Origin of the sequence: Herbaspirillum sp. WKF16 (assembly GCF_028993615.1) — a bacterium.
In the GTDB taxonomy this organism is placed as follows: Bacteria; Pseudomonadota; Gammaproteobacteria; order Burkholderiales; family Burkholderiaceae_D; genus Herbaspirillum.
The window spans coordinates 2493371-2515469 of sequence record NZ_CP118632.1 but is presented as its reverse complement, the minus strand read 5'-3'; the positions used below and the strand labels follow the sequence as shown (position 1 = coordinate 2515469).

The following is a 22099-nucleotide window of genomic DNA, read 5'->3' as shown; positions in this document are numbered from 1 at the left end:
GCCAATTCTGATATCGTATTTCATCTGTCAGGATATTTTTAATAAATATTCCGACCAATGAAATGGTTTGCTGCGCCCGCCGCGCAGCATTCCATCCACCAGGCAAGCCGCACCATGAACAGCGACCACGCAGAGAGCTCCCCGGACAAGCAGGCGCCCGTCAACGGCATCGCACGCACCTTCGCGGTGTTGCGCGCATTGGCCGACGCACCGCCGCAAGGCATGCGCGTCACCCAGGTGGCCAAGGCGGTCGGCCTGACCCAGGGCACTACCCACCGCCTGCTGCAGTCGCTGGTGGGCGAGGCGATGGTGGAGCAGGACGAGCGCAGCAAGTTCTATCGCCTGGGCATGGATTTGTTTTCACTGGCCGCGCGCGCCGGCAATGCCTCGGACATGCGCAGCCTGTGCCGTCCGGCTTTGCTGCGCCTGTGCGGCAGCCTGGGGGATACGGTGTTCCTGCTGGTGCGCTCCCGCTTCGACGCCGTCTGCGTGGATCGCGTCGACGGCCCGCTGCCGATCCGCGCCTTCACCGGCGACATCGGCGGACGCGTGGCGCTGGGCGTGGGGCAGGGCGCGCTGGCCATCCTCGCCTTCTTGCCCGAGGCCGAGCGCGATGAAGTGATTCGCTACAACGTGCCGCGCCTGCGCGAGTTCGGCGTGTATGACGAGGTCTACCTGCGCACCGAGATCGATCGCGTGCGCGAGACCGGCTACGCGGCGCGCCAGCAGGGGCTGCTGGATGGCATGGCGGGCCTGGGCGTGCCCTTGTTCGACAGCGCCGGCGGCATCGTCGGCGCCCTCAGCGTGGGCACCATCACGGCGCGCCTGAACGCGGAACGCTTGCCGGTGGTGGTGCAGATGCTGCAGCGGGAGGCCGCGGCGCTGTCAGCCCGCATCAACCCATTCGACCCCGCGTTGCGCCGTCCCATGCACAGCCCGACCGCAGAATCCAACTGAACCGACGGATAACCAACGATGACTTCTCCCACTCCCATCCTGCTGGTCAAGTCCGGCGGCGCGGCCGCCGTCGAAGAATGGCGTGCCGGCCTGGCCGAGTTCAGCGCCGGCCTGCCGCTGGAGGTGCGCTGGTGGGACGACCCCGCGGTCGATCCGCAAGCCGTCGAATATGCCCTGGTATGGCAGCCCGAAGCCGGGCGCCTGGCGCGCTATCCCAATTTGAAGGCCATCCTCAGCAGCGCCGCCGGCGTCGACCACATCCTGGCCGATCCGGAGTTGCCGGCCGCGCTGCCCGTCGTGCGCATGGTCACGCCGGAGACCCGGCAGCGCATGGCCGAATTCACCGTGATGGCCAGCCTGATGCTGCAGAAGGACATGCCGCGCATGATCGCCCAGCAGGCGCGCCGCGATTGGGTCGAGTTCGCCTCCCCGCGCAGCGCGCGCGAGATGCGCGTCGGCGTCATGGGCCTGGGTGCGCTGGGCCTGGCCTGTGCGCGCATGCACGCGGCCATCGGCTTTGCCGTCGCCGGCTGGGCGCGCTCGCCGCGCGACGAGGCCGGCATGGATTGCTATGCGGGGGCGGCGCAGTTGCCGGATTTCCTGGCCCGTACCGACATTCTGATCTGCCTCCTGCCGGACACGCCCGACACCCATCACATCATCGACGCGCGGCTGCTGGCCCAGCTGCCGGCCGGCGCGATGATCGTCAACGTCGGCCGCGGCAGCCACGTGCATGCGCCCGACCTGCTGGCCGCGCTCGATGCAGGCCACATCGGCGCGGCGCTGCTCGACGTCTTCGAGCGGGAACCGCTGCCGCCCGATGCGCCGTTCTGGCGGCATCCCCGCATCATGGTCACGCCTCACGCCGCGGCCACGCCTTCGCGACGCGAACGCGCGCGCCAGGCGGCCGCCACCATCCTCGCCCTGCGGGCCGGCAAGACGCCTGAGCACGTCTACGACCGCGAACGCGGCTACTGACATTCACGCCCAGCTGGCGGCGCGGCCGGGTGCAACCAGGATCGGCCTGTCCAGCTGCGCGGTCCAGGCCCGATAGGTTTGATCCGCGATCACGCGCAAGGCGGCAATGCGCTCGCGCAACTCGCTGAGGATCTGTGCCTCGCTTTGCACCGCCGGCCCTTGCGCGCGCAGGAGCTCGGCCCGGCCGGCGGCGCACCAGTTCCTGACGCTCTCGACGGTCACCTCAAGATGCCCCTGGAACGCCCAGTGGCGGCCGCGCAGGAAACCCTTGTTCAGGCAATGGCTGCCGTACATTGCGCGGACGGCGCCGGCGGGGATTTCAAAAGTGTCGTAATGCCAGTTGAAGATGGTCGCCTGCCTGGGCAAGGCCATGCGCTGTTGCGCGGGTGGCGTGACCCATACCGGGCTCCAGCCGATGTTCGGGCAGATATTGCGGGTGACCCGCGCGCCCATGGCGCGCGCCAGCATCTGCGCGCCGAAGCAGTGCCCGAGCACCGGCACCTCACGCCTGACGGCGTCTTGCAGCAGGGTCAGCTCATCGGCTATCCACGGCAGGGTTTCATTGACGCTGTGATCGCTGCCCAACACGACGATGCCGCCGAACTTGCCCGCATCGACAGGCGCCCGCCCATCCGACGCGGGTGAGATCAGCCGGTACGCGATGCCTCTTTCATCCAGGTGATCGCGCAGCACACCCGGCCCTTGCGTGGATTCGTGTTGGAGAATGGCGATGGGTCTCATGGAGTCGCGGCTTGCGTCGGCAAGCCTGTAGTGAAGAAGTCCCCAATTTAGGATCCGCGGCATAAAAACCGGATTTCATTTGCAGTGATTGGCGTTAACAACGCGTAAAAACCACCGGCTCGTTCCTGCCCGCGCTGCGGATTGCTATCATGAGTTCCCATTCATAATCGGCATCCGACCCTGCCTCCCGGAACCAACGCCATGAGAGACCTGCCTTCCACCGCCACGCTGCGCGCCTTCGAGGTCGCCACCCGGCACGCCACGTTCACCTCCGCCTCGGAGGAGCTGCATGTCACGCAGAGCGCGGTGAGCCACCAGTTGAGGCATCTTGAAGAACTCTGGGGCGTGCAGCTCTTCCTGCGCGGGAAATCGCTCACGCTGACGCCCGCCGGGGCCGCGCTGGCGCCGGTGGTGCGCGAGTTCTTCATGAAGCTGGAGTCCACGCTGGCAGACCTGCGGGAGCAGAAGGGGCGCGTCAGGCTGAAGGTCAGCACCACTTATTCGTTCGCCCTGAAATGGCTGCTGCCGCGGCTGCCGGGCCTGTCGCTGCAGCACCCGGAGATCGTCGTCACGCTGGAGACCACCGATGCCGCGATCAACTTCACGCCGTCCGAACCGGATGTGGCGATCCGCTTCGGCGCCGGGAATTATCCCAACCTGTATTCCGAGTTCCTGTTCCGGGAGCAGATCTTCCCGGTCGCCAGCCCGCCGTTGCTGGAGCGCCTGGGCGCGCCGCGCAAGCCGGCCGAGCTGTTGCGCTATCCCTTGCTGACCCGCGCCGGCGCGGACATGGTGCCGAAATGGGACCTCTGGTTCCAGCAGGCCGGCGTCGCCGTGTCCTCGCTGAAGGAGAGCGTGCGCTTCGCCGACACCAACATGACCATCGAGGCCGCGCTCCTGGGCCAGGGCGTCGCCCTGGCGCGCAGCGGCCACGTGGAGAACGAGATCGCCAACGGCAGCCTGGTCAGATTGTTCGACGTGCCGCTGCCGTCGCCGCTGGCCTATTACTTCGTCTGCCCGAAGGGCACCGAGGCCCAGCCGCATGTCGTCAGTTTTCGCGAGTGGATCATGGCCGAGTCGATCCGCGCCGGGGCCGGCTACTGAGCCGCTGGCGGCATGGCATGAGAAATTGCTCATGCCATGATGAGGAGACTTCGCTTTAGTCCCGGCGCCGTCGTGCTTACCATGGCGCATGCCTTTTCACATCGTCCTGCTCATCCTGTTCGCGGCCTTGCTGCATGCCAGCTGGAACGCGCTGCTGCGCGCCGGCCACGACCGCCTCTGGTCGATGACCGTCATGTGCCTGGCGGTCGCCCTGGCCAGCGCCGCGGCCGCCTTGTTCCTTGCGCCGCCGGCCAGCGCCAGCTGGGGCTATGCGGCGCTGTCGGCGGTGCTGCACGTCGGCTACAACCTGTTCCTGGTGAGGAGCTACCGGGCCGGCGACCTCGGGCAAAGCTATCCGATCGCGCGCGGCTCCTCGCCCATCCTGGTGACCATCGGCGCATCGCTGTTCGCCGGTGAGAAGGTGGGGGCGGGCGCGCTGATCGGGATCGCCCTGGTGTCGGGCGGGATCGTCTGCCTCGCATTCAGGGGACGCAAGCTGGAAGCGTCCAGCCTGCGGTACGCGCTGGGCACCGGCTGCTTCATCGCCGCCTACAGCGTGGCCGACGGCATCGGCGTGCGCCTGTCGGGGGCGCCGATGGCCTATACCGCATGGATGTGCGCGCTCTGGGGGATCCTGATGCCGGCGGTGTATGTCGGCCTGCGCGGCTGGCCCGGCGTCGGCAACCTGCTCGCCGTCAGGCCCGGCTTCGGCGCGGCGTTCGCCGGTGGCCTGGTGTCGCTGCTGGCCTACGGCATCGTCATCTACGCCATGTCGAACGCGCCCATGGGCGCCGTCTCGGCGCTGCGCGAAACCAGCGTGCTGTTCGCAGCCCTGATCGGCTACCTGTTCCTGGGCGAGTCCCTGGGCATCCCACGGCTGCTGGCCTGCGCGGCCATTGCCGCCGGCACGGTCATGATCGGCTGAGCCCGGACGGGCGCCGGATTCTTTTTACGACAAGGAGGGTTCTCGAATGAACAACGCATCGCAGGCGCCGGTCATCCTGATCACCGGCGGCAGCCGCGGCATGGGCGCGGCAACCGCGCGCCTGGCTGCGGCCCGGGGGTATGACGTGGCCTTGAGCTATGTCGCCAATGCGTCCGCGGCCCGGGCGGTGGCGGACGATGTGCGCGCGCAGGGCCGTCGCGCGCTGGCCGTGCAGGCCGACAGCGCCGATCCGGCGCAGGTGGCCAGGCTATTCGAGGCGATCGACGGCGCATTTGGGCGCATCGACGTGCTGGTCAACAATGCCGCAATACTTGAGCGCCAGTCGCGGCTGGAAGATCTCGGTTTCGAGCGCATGCAGCGCATCTTCGCGGTCAACGCGATCGGTCCCATCCTGTGCGCGCAGCAGGCCGTCAGGCGCATGTCGTTCCGCCACGGCGGGCGCGGCGGCGCGGTGGTCAATATCTCGTCGGCCTCCGCCAGGCTAGGCAGCCCGAACGAATACGTCGACTATGCCGCCTCCAAGGGCGCCCTGGAGACCTTCACGACCGGATTGGCCAAGGAAGTCGCGCGCGAAGGCATACGCGTGAACTGCATCCGGCCCGGCCACATCTACACGGAGATGCACGCCAGCGGCGGCGAGCCGGGCAGGGTGGAGCGCGTCAAGGACTCGATCCCGATGGGGCGCGGCGGCCAGCCCGAGGAGGTGGCGCGTGCGGTCTTGTGGCTGGCGGGCGAGGAGGCGTCTTTCATCACCGGCACCTTCCTCGACGCTACCGGCGGCAAGTGAGGGAGCCCTTGCCGCGTTGGCAAGGCTGCAATCCGGCGCCTGCGCAGCTGCCGTCAGATGAACGGATCCGTGACAACATGCTGCCCCAGCATGAAGGCGTCGGCGACATGGCGAAGCGGCGCGACGTCCACGTCGGAGGACCGGCCCCGGATCAGGTCGGCAAAGTGCCTGTAAAGAGACGGGTACTCGCCCTCGAGCGGCAGATCGCGCCGGACCGCATCGATCCAAAGCTCGTGCCCGCCCTTCTTGAGGTGGAGATGGGTGCTGTCCGTGTCGATAAGGATGTCCCAGGTCTGTTCGCCCGTCTGCCGCCAATCGAAGTCGGCATGCACGTCGGTGCCGGTGGCGTCGGTGAATGACAATTGCGCGCCGATCGGCGCTTGTCGGTTGGACGGGAATTCCAACGCCGCCGTGCGCAGGAAGATTTCCTCCGGAAGTATCTCGGTGACGATGGAAAGCGCATTGATGCCCGGGTCGAACACGCCGAGGCCGCCGGGTTGCCAGATCCACTCCTGGTCGGGATGCCAGTGGCGCACGTCTTCGCGCCAGATCACCTTGACCCGCCGGGGCGGATGCTCGTTCAGGTGGCTTTTGACGACCTGCACGGCCGGAGCATGCCGGGAGTGCCAGCTTGCGAAAAGCGTGACCGCATACTCGGCGGCCAGCTTCTTCAGCGACTCGATCTCGGAAAGGGTGGCGCCCGGCGGCTTTTCCAGGAACACGCTTTTCCCGGCGCGAATCGCCAGCCGCGCCGCCTCATACCGATACTGCGGCGGCATGCACAGGGACACGGCGTCGATATCCCGCTGGGACGAGAGCATTTCCTGAATGCCCTTGAATGCGGGAACGCCGTCGACGGTATGGTTGCGGCTGGCCGTGGCCACCAGTTCAAAATCCTGGTTGCCCCGGATGGCGGGAAGGTGTTGGTCGTAGACGATTTTGCCGACGCCGGCGATGGCGATTTTGAGCGGTTTCATTGGTGTCCTTGGGGTTCGGTTCGGATCGTTGATTGCATCACCAGCGCTGATGAACGAACGGCGCGATATCTTGCAGATAGATTTGCCGGAGCGCATGCATGACTGGCGCCGGGATCGCCGGCAGCGCGCTTGCCGCACTGTTGGCCTGGGCCTGCTGCACGTTCTTTGCGCCGGGAATGACGGTCGTCACGCCGCTGTCCATCAAGATCCAGCGAAGCGCAAACTGCGCCATGGGTACGCCTTCCGGAACCAGCTCGCGAATCTTCTCCACGGCCGCAAGCGCCACCTCGTAAGGCACGCCGGAGAAGGTCTCGCCCACGTCGAAGGCTTCGCCATGGCGGTTGAAGCTGCGGTGGTCGTCGGTTGCGAACGCGGTCTGGGCCGACATTTTCCCGGTCAGCAGGCCCGAGGCCAATGGAACGCGGGCGATGACCGCAATGTTGCGGCGCTTGGCTTCCTGCAGGAAGAGGGCGGCCGGGCGCTGGCGGAAGATGTTGAAGATGATCTGGATGGACGCCACGTTCGGGAATTCGATCGCCTTGAGCGCTTCCTCCACCTTCTCGACCGACACGCCGTAATGCCGTATTTTCCCGGCGGCGACGAGATCGTCCATATATCCGAAGACTTCCTGTTGGTAGTAGACCTCCGGCGGCGGGCAGTGCAATTGGACCAGGTCCAGGCAATCCACGTCCAGGTTGACGAGCGAACGTTCGACGAACGCCGTGAGGTTTTCCCGGGTATAGCCGCTTGCGATATGCGGCGACAATCTGCGGCCGGCCTTGGTCGCCACGAAGGGCCTGGCGCCACCCCGCTGCTTGAGGACTTCGGCGATGAGCTGCTCCGACCGTCCGTCGCCATAGACGTCGGCGGTATCGATGAAGGACACCCCCGCATCGAGCGCAGCGTTCAATGCCGCCTTGGCGTCCTGGCTGGAGACATCGCCCCAGGAGCCGCCGATGGCCCATGCGCCGAAACCGATTTCCGACACGTCGGCGCCGGTGCGGCCGAAAGTTCTTGAGTTCATATTGCCAATCCTTTTGCATTGAGGCACGAGGGCGCGAAGGCATGCGCCATGCTCTACTTATACCGCGTGGCCGGGAGGAAAGCTTATGGTTTAACATGAGCCTAATTAATTCATGAAGTGATTGGAATTCATCCATGTCCTTGCTGGACCACATCGATTTTTCAGACCTGCGGGTGTTCGTCACGATCTTGCGCACGGGCAGCTTCAAGGCCGCCGCCATCCAATTGGGACTGACCCCGTCGGCCGCCAGCCACGCAATGAAGCGCCTGGAGGATAAGCTGTCCACCCAACTGCTGTACCGCTCAAGCCGCGCGGTCTCACCGACGGCGGCCGGGGCGGAGTTGGCGCTGCAATTGGAGGAGGGCTTCGATAAGATAGGCGCAGCGCTGGGCATGCTTGACGCCGCGGCGGCGAGCAGCCTGGGCGAGCTGCGCATCAATGTCTTTGCCGACGCGGCCCACCTGCTGGTCGAGCCGGCGATACCCGAGTTCGTGAAGCAATGCCCCAATGTCAAACTGGCAATTGTCGTGGACGACAGGCCCATCGATATCGTCAGCGAAGGTTACGACGCAGGAATCCGCTACGGTCACTACGTGCCCGAGGGCATGGTGACTGCGCCGCTGACCCGCGCTCACCGATGGGTGGCGGCCGCGTCGCCCGGCTACCTTCGGAAATACGGCCGTCCTGTCCAGCTTGAGGATCTGGCGAACCATAACTGTCTCCAGCTGCTACTGGGCGACAACTCCAGCTACAAATGGGAATTTGGAAAGGGGAAGGGCAAGCAGCGCATCCGCGTTCCCGGGCTGGTGACCATCAACAACACGGCAGCGACCATCACCGCGGCAAAGGCGGGGGTAGGGATCGCCTACCTGCTGGAGGCAAGGATCCGCAAGGAAATCGAGGAGAAGTCGCTGGAAGTCGTCCTGCCCGACTTCGCCGCGCCCAGCGAGCCGTTTCACATGTACTACAGCAACCGGCGCCACGCACATCCCGCGCTGCGAAAGCTGATCGACATCATCCGCATCCAGCATGGGCTCGCCAGGCTGCGTTAGGGACGGGCCGCACTCGTCCCGGACGGGGCCATCCACGCAGGCCAAGTTTTTTTTCACGTTCACGCGCCGGCGGGCTTCTTTGTCAGGATTTCGTCAGAAAAAAACCAACGCGCTCGGCTATATTCCCGGCTGCTGGAACCGACTTCCAGCGTCCCGCAGGTCGGCGCCGACCGGGACTGACAATAAGAAACCGGGGAAAAACCAATGTTAAGAATTCTGGTGTTGTCGATTGCCGTCCTGCTGACCGGGTGCGCTTCGATTACAGGATCGCAGGAGCAGCCGATCTCGGTGCAGGCCACGCAGGGAAGCACCATCGTCTCAGGCGCCAGCTGCACCCTGAGCAATGACGTCGGCAAGTGGTACGTGAAGACGCCGGGCAGCGTCTCGGTCAAGAAGAGCACGGGCGACCTGATGGTGGAATGCGCCAAGAACGACGCTTCGGGCAACGAGAAGATCGTCTCCAAGGCCAACGTCAACGTCTGGGGCAACGTGCTGATCGGCGGCCTCATCGGCTACGCCATCGACCGCAACAGCGGCGCCGGCTTCGACTACCCCGAAGCGATCACGATCAAGCTGGGGATCAACGGCAGCAACGGTTTTTCCGGCGCCGGCCGCGCCGCGGGAGGGCCGGTGGTCGCCGACGGGCGCTGGCGCGCCGTGATGTCCTGCGACGCCAACCGCCTGGCGGCGGACAAGCCGGCCTACCAGGCCAGGTTCGCAGCCGAGGTCAATGGCGACAAGGTCACGCTGCACCGGAAGAACGCCGTCGCCGAGGAAGTGCTGTCGGGCACCATCAACGACGACAACCTGCCGCTCGCAGGCATGGGCTACCGCTTCAAGCAGAGCAACTTCCCATGGACCTTCAAGTTCACCGGCGCCTTCACCGGTAACGGCAAGATCTATACGGGCAACGGCGAGATGCTCAACACGCGCGGGCGCACCGCGCGCGTCTGCACGCTCGTGATGATCCACACCGACGTGCCGCCGCCGGTGAAGGATGGCGTCGGCGAAGGACAGGCCGACAGCAAGCCGGATACTCCCAAGGCGGCCGCGCCGGCGCCGGCCGCCGCCCGTTAGATCCCGCGCGAGGCCGCATTGCGTGGCGGGGCGGCCATGCTTGTTCTTGCACGGGGATTGTCGAATTGATACTCTTCAGCGGCGCATGTCGCCGCCAGGCGACGTCGATTGAATCTTTATCTCGTTGTCACGTCATAGCTCCAGATGATTTGTGATATTTCGACAGTGCGGTGCCTTGATTGCTCTTGATGAATGAAACCACCCGGCAGCAAGCGTCAGTTCTTGTTGTGGAAGACAACGCCGACGCCCGCGAGATCTTCGCGTTTACTCTCTCCAACCAGGGTTATCGGGTGATCGAGGCCGGGGACGGCGCGGAAGCCCTGCTCAGGTTGGAAGAAGGCCCCATCGACGTCATCCTGACCGACCTGCGCATGCCGCGCATCGATGGCATTACCTTGGCCTCCACCGTCCGCAAACTGCCGCACCTGCGCAACATTCCCATCATTGCCATCACGGCAACGCCACTGACGGACAAATCGTGGATGCTTGGCTTGTTCGACGAGGTGCTGCTCAAGCCATGCTCGATCCAGGATCTTGTCGAGGCAATAACAAGATTTGCCGCGACCTGAGCATCGCCGGATCCGACTCCCCGGCGCAGGCATTGACGCGGTTCAGCTACTCCAGGCTCGTGGTTTTTTTCATGATGGCCAGATGGGCCGTCCAGATTCCCATGCTCCGCAGGCTTGCGAAGTCGGGATAGACGCTTTCCGCGTCGCGCAGTATTTCCACCTCATCCCCTTTCCGCAATTCGACAGCCAGCCGCCATCCGCCGGGGATTTCATACCCGACGATGGTCACATCGAAGTTGCGATAAGAGAAACTGCAGGTCAAGGATGACATGGACGCGCGCGAATGCTTCCGGAGATACCGTTTCTTTACGGCAAATATACCGGAAGCTTAACATCCGCCGGGCCTCATTGCTCCGAAGCCGGCGCGCCCTTGCCGGATCGTTCGTTCAATCCGGGAACAAGGACGATCTTGCGTCGTTCGTCCAGATGGCCGTTGGCCATGTTGTAGGCGCGCGGCGCCTCCTCAAGATCGAGGTGATGGGACACGATGATCTCGGGCCGGATCTTCTTCTCCAGGATCCAATCCAGCAACGTGGGCAGGTGCTCCTGCACGTTGGTGCGCCCTGCGCGCAGGGTGATGTTCTTCTCGAAGATCTCCCCGAACGGGAATCCATGCAACAGCCCTTGATAGGTCCCCGCCACGCTGATATGCCCGCCGCGTCGGACCGTGGCAATGGCATGGCGCAGCACCTTGCTGCTGCCGCCCTCCAGCTTGACCGCGGCCAGGGCTGTTTCCAGCGGACTTCCGCCTGCTTCGAACCCCACCGCATCGATCACGCAGTCGGCGCCGCGATAGCCGGTATGTTCGACAACGAAGCGTTCGGTTGCCGACGAGCAGAAGTTGATGGGGATCACGTCGTAGTTGTCGCTGGCAAATCGCAAAAGATAATCGTGTCGATCCACCATGTAGATCCTGCCGACGTCCATCGCCCTGGCGCAAGCGGCGCACAGTTGTCCGATCGGGCCGGCGCCGAAGATCACCAGCGTATCGCCGGGCCGGATGGCGGCATTGATTGCGGCCTGGTAGGCCGTGGGGAGCGCATCAGAGAGGAAGATGGCCTGGTCGTCGCTGACTTGCTCCGGCAGCGCCAGAGGGCCGCTGTTGGCGCGCGGCACGCGCACCAGCTCAGCCTGGCCGCCCGGCAGGCCGCCATGAAAATGGCCGTAGCCGAAGAAGGCGGCGCCTGAGCGGATGACCTTTTCATTCATCAACGTGCTGCGGTCGAAGTTGCTGATCTCGCACGCCGAATAGAGCTTTCGCCGGCAAAAGAAACACTTGCCGCAAGCAATCACCGAGGGAACCGCCACGCGGTCGCCGACCTTGACGGCGCTGACAGCCGGGCCCGCTTCCTCGACGATCCCCATGAACTCCCGGCCAAGGACGTCGCGCTCCTTCAGGCCGGAGATTTGTCCGCGATAGATGTGAAGATCGACGCCGCCCAATGCCGCAGCCGTGACGCGCACGATGATGTCATCCGGGAGGTCGATGACCGGCGCCGACACATGCTCGACGCGGATGTCGTGACCGGAGTTGAAGACAACTGCGCGCATGGATCAGCCCTGGATGTGGTTGTGCCGACCCTATCATCCAATGGACGGCCAGTCATGTCGGACGGACGCTGAAGGCGATGTAGCTGTCCCGGCCGCCGTTTCAGGCCGGCGCCGTTCCCGGGGCGTTTGGCATCTCGAACACGAAGGACGTCACACCGGGATCCGACGTCGCGGTGAGGACGCCGCCATGCGCCCTGGCGATCTCGGAGGCGATGTACAGACCCAGGCCGAGTCCCAGGCTGTTTTTGCCGGCCCGGTCGCCGCCCCGTGAAAATGGCTGGAACAGACGGCGCATGACGTCGGGCGCGATCGGCTCCCCGGCATTGCGTATTTCGATGTGCAGGCGGCGATCGTCGCCTTCGATCAGGCAATCGACGTCGCTGTCGCGCGCACCGTGCGTCAATGCGTTCGACAGGACGTTCGAAAACATCTGGCTGATTCGGGCGCTGTCGCAGTTGATCGGGGATGAGAGCGCCATGCCGGTATGGATGTGCTTGCCGGGCCATGCGGCGCTCAATTCGGAGATCACCTGGGAGAGATGGTCGTGCAAATGATGTTCGATGCGCCGGTCCAATTCGAACCCGCCGCCCAGGCGCGCCCTTGAGAAATCAAGCGTATTGGCGATCAGGGACTCCATGCGCTGGATGCTGCGCTCCATGCGCATGATGGTGGGGAGCTTGTCGGGAGAAATGCCGTCTTTTAACAGGCGCGTCCCTACGGAGATCGAATTGAGCGGGTTGCGCAGGTCGTGTCCCAGGATCGCGATGAACTGGTCTCTCAGGGTTGCCACCTCGCGTTCCAGCAGCAGTTGCATATCCGAGGCCGCCTCTCTCTCCCGGGCGTCGATATGCTTGCCGATCAGCTCCGCAAACAGCTGGAAGGTGGCGATGATCTCGGGAGTGTTCACCTTTGCCGGGTTGGCATCGATGGCGCACAGGGTGCCGAAGAACTCCGTGCCCTTGCGGTAGATGGGCACGGAAATATAACTTTTAAGCCCGTAGATGCGGGGCGTGTGATGGTCGCAAAATGCAGGATCTTCCGCTGCATTGTCGAATATCACCATCTTGCCGCTATCCCTGATTTCATCGCAAATGGTCGTATCGACCGCCAGCTCCCCGCCGGCCGCCAACCCGAAACCGACCTTGTCCAGCACCTGGCCGGCGATCCAACGCTCCTTGGTCACCCGCGCGACGGCGGCGAAGCCCATGCCGGTGGTCTTGCAGATCACGTCCAGGATGGCCGGGATCGCATCGATTTGGGCGATGAGTTCAATGTCTTTCCTGAGCTGCTGATCAGTATCTTGAGAGGTCATGGGTGATGGTCTGGCGGCGGATCTGCGGGGGCGAACCCAAGGCGCGCGGGTGCAAGCCGCTGTCGCCATGTCGGGGCCGGCGCAACCGTTGTACCAGAATTGGAGAGGATCCGCTTCGAAATGTCGTCCGCTTGCTGATGAGCTGCGGGGATCATGCCTGCCGGGGAGGCCAGCCCGATCTTTCCGCGGCCAGTCATTTTCCGGAACTATCCGTTCGGAAAAGACCTCCATTCAAGCGGACCGGACGCAATGCGCCTGGCCGTGCAAGGCAAATGAACGCGCGTCGCCTTCCAGCCAAAGAAGGCGGCGATGAAATAAAGAAGGCGACAAGACTTCTCTTCGAGCGGGAATTACCTATGAAGAAAATCAGCATTTCGGCCAACCGCCGCAGCTTCCTGCGCGGCGCCATCACTGCGGCGCCGGCCGCGGCGCTGGCATTGGCGGCGGTCCCGGCGATGCGCGGGCAGGCGCAAGGCGCGGCGCCCTACAAGCCGTCCTTTTTCAGCCAGGAAGAATTCACGCTGCTCAGCGCCATGGCCGATACCTTGATCCCGGCTGACGAGACCGGCCCGGGCGCCATCGAGGCCGGCGTCCCGGAATTCATCGATGCCCAGATGAACACGCCCTATGGCCGGGGCCAGCTGTGGTACATGCAAGGTCCCTTCGACCGCGATGCCCCGGCGGTGTTCGGCTACCAGCTTCCATATCCTCCCGCCGATCTCTATCGGAAAAGCCTGGCCGGCTTCTCGGCCGCGATACGGCAGCAATACGGCAAGGACTTTCCCGCACTGGCGCAAGCGCAGCGCATCGAGGCGATCACCGATCTTGAGAAGGGTTCGCTGAAGATGGGGGAGATCCCGGCAGCGGCGTTCTTTACGCAATTGCTGCAGAACGTGCGCGAAGGCTACTTCTGCGACCCGGCCGACGGCGGCAACAAGGGCATGCTGTCGTGGAAGATGATCGGATTCCCGGGCGCCCGCGCCGACTACTTCGATTGGGTCGAGCAGTACGGCAAGAAGTATCCGCTGCCGCCGGTATCGCGCGGCTGAGAGGCGCTGCGCCGGGGCGCCGCAGGCCCCGGGAGCGCCTTCCCCCGATTGACCAGAACAGGACAAGAACGTGGCCCAGAAGAAGATGAAGCCAGTGGACGTCGCCATCGTCGGTTTCGGATGGACCGGCGCCATCATGGCCAAGGAAATGACGGAGGCGGGCTTGAGCGTGGTAGCGCTGGAGCGCGGCGTCTATCGCGACACCTATCCCGACGGCGCCTATCCCAAGACCATCGACGAACTCGACTACCAGCAGCGTTTCAAGCTGTTCCAGAACATCGCGAAGTCCTCCTTCACCTTCCGCCGCAAGATGGCCGACACGGCCATTCCCTACCGCCAGATCGCCATGTTCAAGCCGGGCGAGGGCGTCGGCGGGGCCGGGCTGCACTGGTCCGGCTGCCATTGGCGCATCCTGCCGGAGGAGTTGCGCATGCGCAGCCACTACGAGGAGCGCTACGGCAAGAAATTCATCCCCCAGGACATGACCCTGCAGGACTGGGGCGTGAGCTACGAGGAACTCGAACCCTTCTTCGACTTCGGCGAGAAGATGATGGGCACTTCCGGCACTGCCTACCGGGTTGGCGGCAAGGTGATCAACGACCGCGGCAATCCCTTCGAGGCCGACCGCTCCGACGCCTTTCCCTTGCCGGCGCAAAAGGAGCAATACCAGTCGGCGCTGTTTCGCAAGGCGGCCGAGGAGGCCGGCTTCCATCCCTTCGCGCTGCCCTCGGCCAACGCCTCGGCGCCCTACGTCAACCAGTACGGCTGCCAGATGGGGCCGTGCACCTTCTGCGGCTTTTGCTCCGGCTACGCCTGCTATAACTATTCGAAGGCCTCGCCCAACGTCAACATCCTCCCGGCGCTGCGCCTGACCCGGCTGTTCGAACTGCGCACCGAATGCAACGTGCTGCGCATCGAGCTGGACGACAGCAAGAAGAAGGCCACCGGCGTCACCTACATCGACGGCCGCGGCGACACCGTATTCCAGCCTGCCGGCATCGTCATCGCCAGCACCTTCGCCTACAACAATGCGCGCCTGTTCCTGCTCTCGGGGATCGGGAAACCCTATGATCCGGTGTCGGGCAGTGGGGTAGTGGGGCGCAACGTCGCCTTCCAGATGATGGCCACTGTCAACGCCTTCTTCGAGCCCGGCAAGAACATCAACGGTTTCATCGGCGCCGGCGGCAACGGCGTGGCCATCGACGATTTCAACGGCGACCACTTCGATCACGGCCCGCTGGGCTTTGTCGGCGGCTCGCCGATCTGGTCCAACCCCGCCGGCTCCAAGCCGATCTCCGGCATCGCCGTGCCGCCCGGCACGCCCAAGTGGGGCCGGCAGTGGAAGAGTGCGGTCCGGGACAGCTACCTGAACACCATGTCCTTCGACGCCCACGGCGCCAACATGGTGTACCGCGACGTCTACGTCGACCTCGATCCCACCTACAAGGACGCCTTCGGCCAGCCCTTGCTACGCTTTACCTTCGACTGGAAGGACAACGACATCCGCATGAGCCGTTACGTCACCGAACAGGCGACGAAGATCGCGCGCAACCTGAACCCGAAGGCCATCAACGTCACCGTCAAGCAGATCGGCGACGCGCCCGACCTGCGCTCGTACCAGACCACGCACTGGGCCGGCGGCGTGGCCATGGGCATGGATCCGGGCACCAGCGTGCTGAACCGGTACCTGCAGAGCTGGGACGTCCACAACGTGTTCGCGGTGGGCTCCGGCGTGTTCGCGCAAGGCATCGGCTACAACCCGACCGGGGCCGCCGTCGCCCTGGCTTACTGGTCGGCCCGGGCCATTCGCGAGAACTATCTCAAAGACCCGCGCCCGCTGGTCGACGCCTGACGCCGGATGCCCGCCATGAGAACCCCAAGCCTGACATTTTCCGCCGCGCTCTGCGCCGTTGCCCTGGCTGCCTGCGGGCTGGCATTGGCGGACGGGGCGCTGACGATCACCGCGCCGCCCGCGCCGGCGCCGTCCGAGAGGCTGGCCACCGTGGAAGCGAAACGCCGCCAGGAGTTCACCGTGCCGCCGGCCGACGCGGCCCTGAACGAACGCCTGGAGAAGAAGGGCGCGGCCGGCCAGCCGCTGACGGACGCCGACCGCGAGCTGCAGCGCGGCGCCTACCTGGCGCGGGCCGGCGATTGCGTGGCCTGCCACACGGCCAAGGGCGGCGCGCCATTCGCCGGCGGCCTGCCGATCGACTCGCCGATCGGCACCATCTACTCGACCAACATCACGCCCGACAAGACCCATGGCATCGGCAACTGGCGCTATGAAGACTTCGCCAGGCTGATGCGCACCGGCGTCACCAAGGACGGATACACCACCTATCCGGCCATGCCGTATCCGTCCTATTCGCGCCTGAGCGAGGAAGACATCCACGCGCTGTACGCTTATTTCTCGCAGGCGGTGCCGGCCGTGCCGCAAGCCAATCGCGACAACGCCATTCCATGGCCCTTGTCGATGCGCTGGCCGCTGGGCATCTGGCGCAAGGTGTTCGCGCCCACGCCGACGCCATATGCAGCGCCGGCCGGCGCCGACCGGCAGACCGTGCGCGGCGCCTACCTGGTGGAAGGCCTGGGCCACTGCGGCAGCTGCCACACCCCGCGCTCCCTCACCATGCAGGAAAAGGCGCTCTCCGATGACGACAGCAAGCTGTTCCTCTCCGGCGGGCAGGTCATCGACGGCTGGACCGTGCCGTCGCTGCGCAACGAACACGGCGGCGGCCTGGCCGGCTGGAGCCAGGCCGACCTGGTGGAGTTCCTGCGCACCGGACGCAACCGGCATGCCGCCTCGTTCGGCGCGATGAACGACGTCATCGAGCACTCGATGCAATACATGAGCGACGCCGACCTCAACGCAATGGCCAAGTATCTGCTGGGCCTGCCGGGCAGGAACGGCGCGGCGCCCTTCAAGTATGACGACGCCAGTGCGCGGGAGGCGTATGCGGGGCGCCCACAGGGCGCCGGCGCGGCGTTGTACCTGGACCGCTGCGCGGCCTGCCATCGGGCCAACGGCACCGGCTACGGCAAGGCATTCCCGCCACTGGCAGGTAACCCGGTGCTGCAGGGAAAAGACGGCATCTCGGCCATCCACATCATCCTGTCGGGCGGGGCGCAGCCGTCCACGCACGCGGCGACGGCCGGACTGGCGATGGCGCCGTATGCGAATATCCTCGACGACCAGCAGGTTGCCGATGTGGCGACCTACATCCAGACGGCATGGGGCAACCGGGGCGGCAAGGTAAGCGCATCCGACGTCGCCAACATCAGGAAGGACGCCAGGCCCATCGAAGCGCGAAAGAATTGAACGCCAGCTTATCCAGCGCTGGCGATGCTCGCCCGCATCGGCATTTTTTCCGGCGGCATTCGCTGGTTCTCGACATCTGCGCCGGCAGGGCCTGATGAGTCGCTCTTGCGCCACTCGGAGGCCTGCCGTTGCCGTCTTTATTTGGCGCGATGGCCTGCCGGACCGCGTGAAGACTGGGTATCGAAAAACCTCAGCATTTCCTGCGAAGCATCCGGCCCGCCGGCATCGGTGAACGTACCTCTCGGACTTCCCCCCGCCCATGCATGGCCGGCGCCCCGGATGACCCAATGCTCCGCCAGTACGGGGCGCCCCTCGGCGTGCAGCGACGTGCGCGAAAAGCCGCGCCCGCCGGATGCCTTTCCTTCTTCGATGAGGGTCGTTATTTTTTCGCCGTCCGGGAAGCGCGCAACAAAATCGTCGATCAGGATCGCGCCGTTCGCCGGACTCACCGTCGTGTCGCGATCCCCATGGAAGACGATGATCGGCACCGGTTCGGTGGAGGATGCGCCCTCGGTGCCGGGCCGACGTCGACTCGCGATGCCCTTCATCGCACTGAACGCCGAAGGCAGGTCCGAAGCGGAAGCATAGGGCAGTCCGGAGTGAACGCCGACGGCGCTGTAGAGATCCGGATAGGTGGATCCCATGATGACGGCCATGGCGCCGCCTGCCGACAGGCCTGCGACGTAGACTTTGTCGCCATCCAGCGCATAGCGAGCGATCACCTCGGTGGTGATGCCCGCGATCAGCGAGGGCTCGCCTTGTCCGCGTTGCTGGTCGATGGCGTGGAACCAGTTCCAGCACTTCGACGTATTGGCCTGGGCGTCCTGCGCCGGGTAGACCACCATGAATCCCTTTTCCTCCGCCAGCGCATTCATCTGCGTGCCGCGCGCAAAGTCGTCGGGATCTTGGGTGCACCCATGCAGCATCACCACCAGCGGCATGGCCTGGCCGGTGTAGGCCGCTGGAATATAAACCTTGTAGCGGCGCGTTCCCGCTTCATTGGAGAAAGCGCCGTCCACGAAGCGCCCGCCGATCGTTGCTCCAGCGGCTTCGGTGTCTGCCTGCTCCCGCCATGCCGGCGCGGCTCCCAGTCCGGCCAATAATTCATTCACCACGCGCATCGAGCCGCGCTCATGGGGAGCAGCGGCGCTGCGGGCGGCCGGATCGCCCTTGCCCGGCGGATCGTTCTCCGGATTACGGGGCAGGAGGCCGGCAGCCGAGAGGGCGTTGTGGATCACCTGTGCGACATTGCCTGCATGTGGCGACTGGTGCGAGCTTGCCATGGCGGCGAGTCGCGCTTGTAGATCGCGGAGCTTGGACATGTATTTCCTTTGAGGGGTGACGCTATTGGATCCTGCCGGCTAGCGCGGCTTTCACCGCGTTGCTGGCATGGAAGGCACCGAGCACCGTGACCGATTCGACCACCGCCGCCGCCAATTCCGGCGAGACGTCGGCGGCGATCGTGGCCAGCCCCACCACCTGAATCTGCAACTTTTCGCCCGCGGCCCGGAACGACTCCAACTGCTGACGGGTATAGGTTTGCAGTCCAAGGACGAGGCTTTTGCGAACGACGGTCTGCTTGACCACATCGGCATGCACGCCCAGCTGGTTGCGGATGGCCGTGCGGATGAGGTCGGTGCGGTTGGAATAAAACCCTTCCTGAACCAACAAGTCGATTTGTCCAAGATCGACGACCCCGAGATTGATTGTGATTTTTTCACTATCGCCAACGCGCGGCCTGAGTTCAGTGACTGACATTTATTCCCTCGATGTAGATTTATTACCATCCATATGGATGGTGCATGGATGGTTCATGGAGTATGCGCCTTTAATTTGAAAGAAGGGTAAATTTTTTGCCGAACGGCGCAACGGCTCATCCCATCAGGGTTGCGGCCAAAAAAAAGCCCGCTCATGGGCAGCGGGCGGGAAGCTCTTCATTGGCGAACTACGGCGTCAGGATCACCTTGCGACAGTCTTCTTCCTTCTCGTCGAAGATGTGGTAGCCGCGCTGCGCCTCCGCCAAGGGCAGGCGATGGGTAATGATGGCCTCAGGCTTGATCTTGCCTTCTTCGATGCACCTGAGCAGTTCCGGCATGTGATGTTGGACGTGGGTCTGGCCGGCGCGAACCGACACGCCCTTTTCGAAAATATCGCCGAACAGGAACCCATGGATGAATCCCGCGTAGACGCCCGGCGCGCTGATCACGCCGCCGCGCCGCACCGCCGAGATGCACTGACGGATCGCCTCGCCGCTGCTGCCTTCGAGCTTGACCGCAGTCAGCGCCGTTTCGATGGCGCTGCCCTTGGCCTCGAAACCGACCGCGTCGATCACCGCATCGACGCCGCGGTTCGAGGTGTTCGCGACGATAAATTCCCCCGGATCGACCTCATCGAAGTTGATGGGAATGACGCCGTACTGGGCGACGGCAAATTGCAGCCGGTAGTCGTGGTGATCCACCATGAAAATTTGTTCGGCGCCCAGCATGCGCGCACTCGCCGCCGCCATCTGGCCGACCGGGCCGGCGCCGAAGATGGCGACGTTGCTTCCCGGCCCCACATTGGCATTGACGACCGCCTGGTATCCCGTGGGCAGGATGTCGCTGAGAAAGAGCACTTGCTCATCCGCCAGGTTCGACGGGATCTTGATCGGACCGACGTTTGCCTTGGGCACGCGGACATATTCGGCTTGCCCGCCGGGCACACCGCCGTACAGGTGGCTAAATCCGAAGAGGGCGGCCCCGGAGCGAATGCCTTTGCGATTCATGATGCTCCCGCGATCCGGGTTGGTCGTCTCACAGGCGGAATAGAGACTCATATCGCAGAAGAAGCACTTCCCGCATGCAATGACAAAGGGCACGACGACACGGTCGCCTTTCTGGAGCGTCCTGACTTCCGGCCCCGCTTCGACGACGATTCCCATGAATTCATGGCCGAGGATATCGCCCGATTTCATGCCGGGCATCTTGCCGCGGTAGAGGTGCAGGTCGGAGCCGCAGATCGCCGTGGCCGTGACCTTCAGGATGATGTCGTCCGGTTCCTGGATGATCGGATCGGGCACATTATCGACACGGACGTCGTGGGCAGAATGGTAGGTCAAGGCGCGCATGGGGCTCTCCGGTGATTCGCTGGCTCATGGATTGATGAGTGCGGCCAGCATGCGGCAGAAAAAACCATTGGGGAGTAGGGAATCCACCTTTCTCCGTGTAAGGAGGCGTTACATGAGCTTTTGAGGGGGCGGCTTGAAGAAGATGGACAGGCCGAGGTCGATGCCTTGGTCCGGCGCCTCGGAAGCGGGACGCGATCACCGACCGCGCACACTGAAATCAGGCAAGCTTTTCAATCAGGGGACCTGCAATGGCGCTGATCATCACCACAAGCCACGGGGGCGCCTTTCCAAACGAGAGAGCGACAAACGCCGTTAGCGCCAGCGCAAAATCGGACGGATGATGTATAGCGCCAATCCATACCGGATCATATAGCGCTGCCAGCAGCATACCCACCACTGCTGAGTTGACCCCGCCCAGAGAGGCCTGCGCTCCGGCATTGCGTCGCAGTGCATTCCAAAATGGGATCGTTCCGGCCACCAGCAAGAATGAAGGCAAGAAAATAGCAAACAAACACAGCAGCCCCCCACCCAAGCCTGTCGGACCTACCGTCATGGATGCGCCTAGAAAGGCGGTGAAGGTGAACAGCGGCCCCGGCATTGCCTGGGTGATGCCGTAACCGGCGAGAAAGGTATCGTTGCCGACCAAACCATTCGGCACTACCTCCGCTTGCAAAAGCGGCAATACAACATGCCCGCCGCCGAACACAAGAGAGCCGACCCGGAAGAAAGCGTCGAAGTTGCTCAGTGCCTGTGAGTCCGCGAAGCGGGAAACGATCGGTAAGCCGATGAGCAGCAGCAAAAAGATGGCCAACCAGATTAATCCCGACCTGGAGCTTGCGGCGATAGGAAGTGCATCAGCCTGCCGCTGTGGCGCGCCGCCGCACAAAACCAGTCCCGCAATGGCGGCCAGGAGGATGATTGCGATCTGGGACAGGCCGCCAGGGAATGCCAGGCACGCGCAGGCGGCAACCACCATGATTACGATGCGGGAAACATCGATGCAGATAGCTCGCCCCATCCCCCATACCGCTTGAGCCACCACCGCGACGGCCACGACCTTCAATCCATGCAAGCTTGCTGGCGACAGCGTGTCTTCATGCAGCGAAATACCTGCCGCGAACAGAATCAGCGCAGTGGCCGACGGCAGGGTGAAGCCCGCCCAAGACACGAGCGCGCCAGAATAGCCTCCTCTGAGCATTCCGATCGCCATTCCCACCTGGCTACTGGCCGGTCCCGGCAGGAACTGGCATAATCCGACCAAGTCGGTGAAGCTTCTTTCAGAAAGCCATTGGCGGCGCGAAACGAACTCTTCTCGAAAGTACCCCAGATGAGCCACGGGGCCGCCGAACGAAGTCAGGCCCAGGCGAAGGAAGATGAGAAAGAGCGCCCACAGGCTTTCCCTCTCGGACGGAAGATGGAACGAAGAGTTGTTCTCGGCGGCTGACATTTGGCGACTTCGGCTGATGATTGGCATTGCGCCGACAGGACTCTACAGCAAAGTCCGGGCAAAGACATTGAGGGTCGCTCTTGGCGGCCTGAGCTCGCCTCCC

General features: G+C 64.2%; 21 protein-coding genes. 11 read left to right on the top strand and 10 right to left on the bottom strand.

The window, feature by feature from the left end:
• The first annotated feature begins 114 nt into the window (after positions 1-114).
• Positions 115-957, top strand: a complete 843-nt coding sequence (locus Herbaro_RS11485; RefSeq protein WP_275009761.1) for an IclR family transcriptional regulator — start codon at positions 115-117, stop codon at positions 955-957.
• Between the two features lie 18 nt (positions 958-975).
• On the top strand, positions 976-1935 hold the full coding sequence (locus Herbaro_RS11480) for a 2-hydroxyacid dehydrogenase (protein WP_275009760.1): 960 nt from the start codon (positions 976-978) through the stop codon (positions 1933-1935).
• 3 nt (positions 1936-1938) lie between these two features.
• Here the strand turns inward: Herbaro_RS11480 and Herbaro_RS11475 are convergent, their stop codons facing one another.
• Positions 1939-2676, bottom strand: coding sequence for a type 1 glutamine amidotransferase (locus tag Herbaro_RS11475; protein WP_275009759.1), 738 nt, complete (start codon positions 2674-2676; stop codon positions 1939-1941).
• Between the two features lie 201 nt (positions 2677-2877).
• Here Herbaro_RS11475 and gcvA point away from each other — a divergent pair, with 201 nt between their 5' ends.
• From gcvA to Herbaro_RS11460, 3 genes are all read left to right on the top strand, one after another.
• Entirely contained in the window at positions 2878-3780 is a 903-nt protein-coding gene (gene gcvA / locus Herbaro_RS11470) for a transcriptional regulator GcvA (protein ID WP_275009758.1), read from the top strand.
• Between the two features lie 88 nt (positions 3781-3868).
• On the top strand, positions 3869-4705 hold the full coding sequence (locus Herbaro_RS11465) for an EamA family transporter (protein WP_275009757.1): 837 nt from the start codon (positions 3869-3871) through the stop codon (positions 4703-4705).
• A 46-nt stretch (positions 4706-4751) separates the two neighbouring features.
• Positions 4752-5513: an SDR family oxidoreductase gene (locus tag Herbaro_RS11460; protein WP_275009756.1), complete on the top strand. Its 762-nt coding sequence runs from the start codon at positions 4752-4754 to the stop codon at positions 5511-5513.
• Between the two features lie 53 nt (positions 5514-5566).
• Here the strand turns inward: Herbaro_RS11460 and Herbaro_RS11455 are convergent, their stop codons facing one another.
• Positions 5567-6490 (bottom strand): Gfo/Idh/MocA family protein, encoded by a 924-nt coding sequence (locus tag Herbaro_RS11455; protein ID WP_275009755.1) that lies wholly within the window; start codon positions 6488-6490, stop codon positions 5567-5569.
• A 37-nt stretch (positions 6491-6527) separates the two neighbouring features.
• Positions 6528-7514, bottom strand: a complete 987-nt coding sequence (locus Herbaro_RS11450) for an aldo/keto reductase (protein ID WP_275009754.1) — start codon at positions 7512-7514, stop codon at positions 6528-6530.
• Positions 7515-7648: 134 nt separating this feature from the next.
• On the opposite strand from Herbaro_RS11450, the gene Herbaro_RS11445 reads away from it, so the two are divergent.
• The 3 genes from Herbaro_RS11445 (at position 7649) to Herbaro_RS11435 (ending at position 10212) form a co-directional block, all read left to right on the top strand.
• Positions 7649-8566 carry a LysR family transcriptional regulator gene (locus Herbaro_RS11445; RefSeq protein WP_275009753.1) on the top strand — a complete coding sequence of 306 codons (918 nt, stop codon included), beginning with the start codon at positions 7649-7651 and terminating at the stop codon, positions 8564-8566.
• Between the two features lie 204 nt (positions 8567-8770).
• On the top strand, positions 8771-9643 hold the full coding sequence (locus Herbaro_RS11440) for a hypothetical protein (protein WP_275009752.1): 873 nt from the start codon (positions 8771-8773) through the stop codon (positions 9641-9643).
• A 188-nt stretch (positions 9644-9831) separates the two neighbouring features.
• Positions 9832-10212: a response regulator gene (locus Herbaro_RS11435; protein WP_275009751.1), complete on the top strand. Its 381-nt coding sequence runs from the start codon at positions 9832-9834 to the stop codon at positions 10210-10212.
• A 46-nt stretch (positions 10213-10258) separates the two neighbouring features.
• Here the strand turns inward: Herbaro_RS11435 and Herbaro_RS11430 are convergent, their stop codons facing one another.
• The 3 genes from Herbaro_RS11430 to Herbaro_RS11420 form a co-directional block, all read right to left on the bottom strand.
• Positions 10259-10483, bottom strand: a complete 225-nt coding sequence (locus Herbaro_RS11430; RefSeq protein ID WP_275009750.1) for a hypothetical protein — start codon at positions 10481-10483, stop codon at positions 10259-10261.
• A gap of 74 nt (positions 10484-10557) precedes the next feature.
• Positions 10558-11763 (bottom strand): alcohol dehydrogenase catalytic domain-containing protein, encoded by a 1206-nt coding sequence (locus tag Herbaro_RS11425; RefSeq protein ID WP_275009749.1) that lies wholly within the window; start codon positions 11761-11763, stop codon positions 10558-10560.
• A gap of 100 nt (positions 11764-11863) precedes the next feature.
• The gene (locus tag Herbaro_RS11420; protein WP_275009748.1) at positions 11864-13075 is read right to left on the bottom strand and encodes a GAF domain-containing sensor histidine kinase; all 1212 of its coding nucleotides are present in this window, start codon (positions 13073-13075) and stop codon (positions 11864-11866) included.
• A 356-nt stretch (positions 13076-13431) separates the two neighbouring features.
• Here Herbaro_RS11420 and Herbaro_RS11415 point away from each other — a divergent pair, with 356 nt between their 5' ends.
• The 3 genes from Herbaro_RS11415 to Herbaro_RS11405 all read left to right on the top strand — a co-directional run bounded on the left by Herbaro_RS11415 (position 13432) and on the right by Herbaro_RS11405 (position 17443).
• Positions 13432-14124, top strand: coding sequence for a gluconate 2-dehydrogenase subunit 3 family protein (locus Herbaro_RS11415; RefSeq protein ID WP_275009747.1), 693 nt, complete (start codon positions 13432-13434; stop codon positions 14122-14124).
• Positions 14125-14194: 70 nt separating this feature from the next.
• Complete coding sequence (locus Herbaro_RS11410) at positions 14195-15976, top strand: GMC family oxidoreductase (RefSeq protein ID WP_275009746.1); 1782 nt, start codon at positions 14195-14197, stop codon at positions 15974-15976.
• Between the two features lie 15 nt (positions 15977-15991).
• Entirely contained in the window at positions 15992-17443 is a 1452-nt protein-coding gene (locus tag Herbaro_RS11405; protein ID WP_275009745.1) for a cytochrome c, read from the top strand.
• Between the two features lie 137 nt (positions 17444-17580).
• Here Herbaro_RS11405 and Herbaro_RS11400 read toward each other — a convergent pair whose 3' ends face one another.
• The 4 genes from Herbaro_RS11400 to chrA all read right to left on the bottom strand — a co-directional run bounded on the left by Herbaro_RS11400 (position 17581) and on the right by chrA (position 21996).
• A complete protein-coding gene (locus Herbaro_RS11400) occupies positions 17581-18765 on the bottom strand; it encodes an extracellular catalytic domain type 1 short-chain-length polyhydroxyalkanoate depolymerase (RefSeq protein ID WP_275009744.1) in 1185 nt (394 codons plus the stop codon).
• 22 nt (positions 18766-18787) lie between these two features.
• On the bottom strand, positions 18788-19201 hold the full coding sequence (locus Herbaro_RS11395) for a ribbon-helix-helix domain-containing protein (protein ID WP_275009743.1): 414 nt from the start codon (positions 19199-19201) through the stop codon (positions 18788-18790).
• A gap of 187 nt (positions 19202-19388) precedes the next feature.
• The gene (locus Herbaro_RS11390; protein WP_275009742.1) at positions 19389-20549 is read right to left on the bottom strand and encodes a zinc-dependent alcohol dehydrogenase; all 1161 of its coding nucleotides are present in this window, start codon (positions 20547-20549) and stop codon (positions 19389-19391) included.
• 217 nt (positions 20550-20766) lie between these two features.
• Positions 20767-21996: a chromate efflux transporter gene (chrA, locus tag Herbaro_RS11385; RefSeq protein ID WP_275009741.1), complete on the bottom strand. Its 1230-nt coding sequence runs from the start codon at positions 21994-21996 to the stop codon at positions 20767-20769.
• Positions 21997-22099 lie beyond the last annotated feature (103 nt).

Coding starts and splice junctions, on each gene's coding strand:
- Herbaro_RS11485 (WP_275009761.1), top strand. CDS start 115: ATGAACAGCGACCACGCAGAGAGCTCCCCGGACAAGCAGGCGCCCGTC.
- Herbaro_RS11420 (WP_275009748.1), bottom strand. CDS start 13,075: ATGACCTCTCAAGATACTGATCAGCAGCTCAGGAAAGACATTGAACTC.
- Herbaro_RS11390 (WP_275009742.1), bottom strand. CDS start 20,549: ATGCGCGCCTTGACCTACCATTCTGCCCACGACGTCCGTGTCGATAAT.
- Herbaro_RS11430 (WP_275009750.1), bottom strand. CDS start 10,483: ATGTCATCCTTGACCTGCAGTTTCTCTTATCGCAACTTCGATGTGACC.
- Herbaro_RS11480 (WP_275009760.1), top strand. CDS start 976: ATGACTTCTCCCACTCCCATCCTGCTGGTCAAGTCCGGCGGCGCGGCC.
- Herbaro_RS11455 (WP_275009755.1), bottom strand. CDS start 6,490: ATGAAACCGCTCAAAATCGCCATCGCCGGCGTCGGCAAAATCGTCTAC.
- Herbaro_RS11435 (WP_275009751.1), top strand. CDS start 9,832: ATGAATGAAACCACCCGGCAGCAAGCGTCAGTTCTTGTTGTGGAAGAC.
- Herbaro_RS11425 (WP_275009749.1), bottom strand. CDS start 11,763: ATGCGCGCAGTTGTCTTCAACTCCGGTCACGACATCCGCGTCGAGCAT.
- chrA (WP_275009741.1), bottom strand. CDS start 21,996: ATGTCAGCCGCCGAGAACAACTCTTCGTTCCATCTTCCGTCCGAGAGG.
- Herbaro_RS11450 (WP_275009754.1), bottom strand. CDS start 7,514: ATGAACTCAAGAACTTTCGGCCGCACCGGCGCCGACGTGTCGGAAATC.
- Herbaro_RS11460 (WP_275009756.1), top strand. CDS start 4,752: ATGAACAACGCATCGCAGGCGCCGGTCATCCTGATCACCGGCGGCAGC.
- Herbaro_RS11400 (WP_275009744.1), bottom strand. CDS start 18,765: ATGTCCAAGCTCCGCGATCTACAAGCGCGACTCGCCGCCATGGCAAGC.
- Herbaro_RS11445 (WP_275009753.1), top strand. CDS start 7,649: ATGTCCTTGCTGGACCACATCGATTTTTCAGACCTGCGGGTGTTCGTC.
- Herbaro_RS11475 (WP_275009759.1), bottom strand. CDS start 2,676: ATGAGACCCATCGCCATTCTCCAACACGAATCCACGCAAGGGCCGGGT.
- Herbaro_RS11415 (WP_275009747.1), top strand. CDS start 13,432: ATGAAGAAAATCAGCATTTCGGCCAACCGCCGCAGCTTCCTGCGCGGC.
- Herbaro_RS11440 (WP_275009752.1), top strand. CDS start 8,771: ATGTTAAGAATTCTGGTGTTGTCGATTGCCGTCCTGCTGACCGGGTGC.
- Herbaro_RS11465 (WP_275009757.1), top strand. CDS start 3,869: ATGCCTTTTCACATCGTCCTGCTCATCCTGTTCGCGGCCTTGCTGCAT.
- Herbaro_RS11395 (WP_275009743.1), bottom strand. CDS start 19,201: ATGTCAGTCACTGAACTCAGGCCGCGCGTTGGCGATAGTGAAAAAATC.
- Herbaro_RS11405 (WP_275009745.1), top strand. CDS start 15,992: ATGAGAACCCCAAGCCTGACATTTTCCGCCGCGCTCTGCGCCGTTGCC.
- gcvA (WP_275009758.1), top strand. CDS start 2,878: ATGAGAGACCTGCCTTCCACCGCCACGCTGCGCGCCTTCGAGGTCGCC.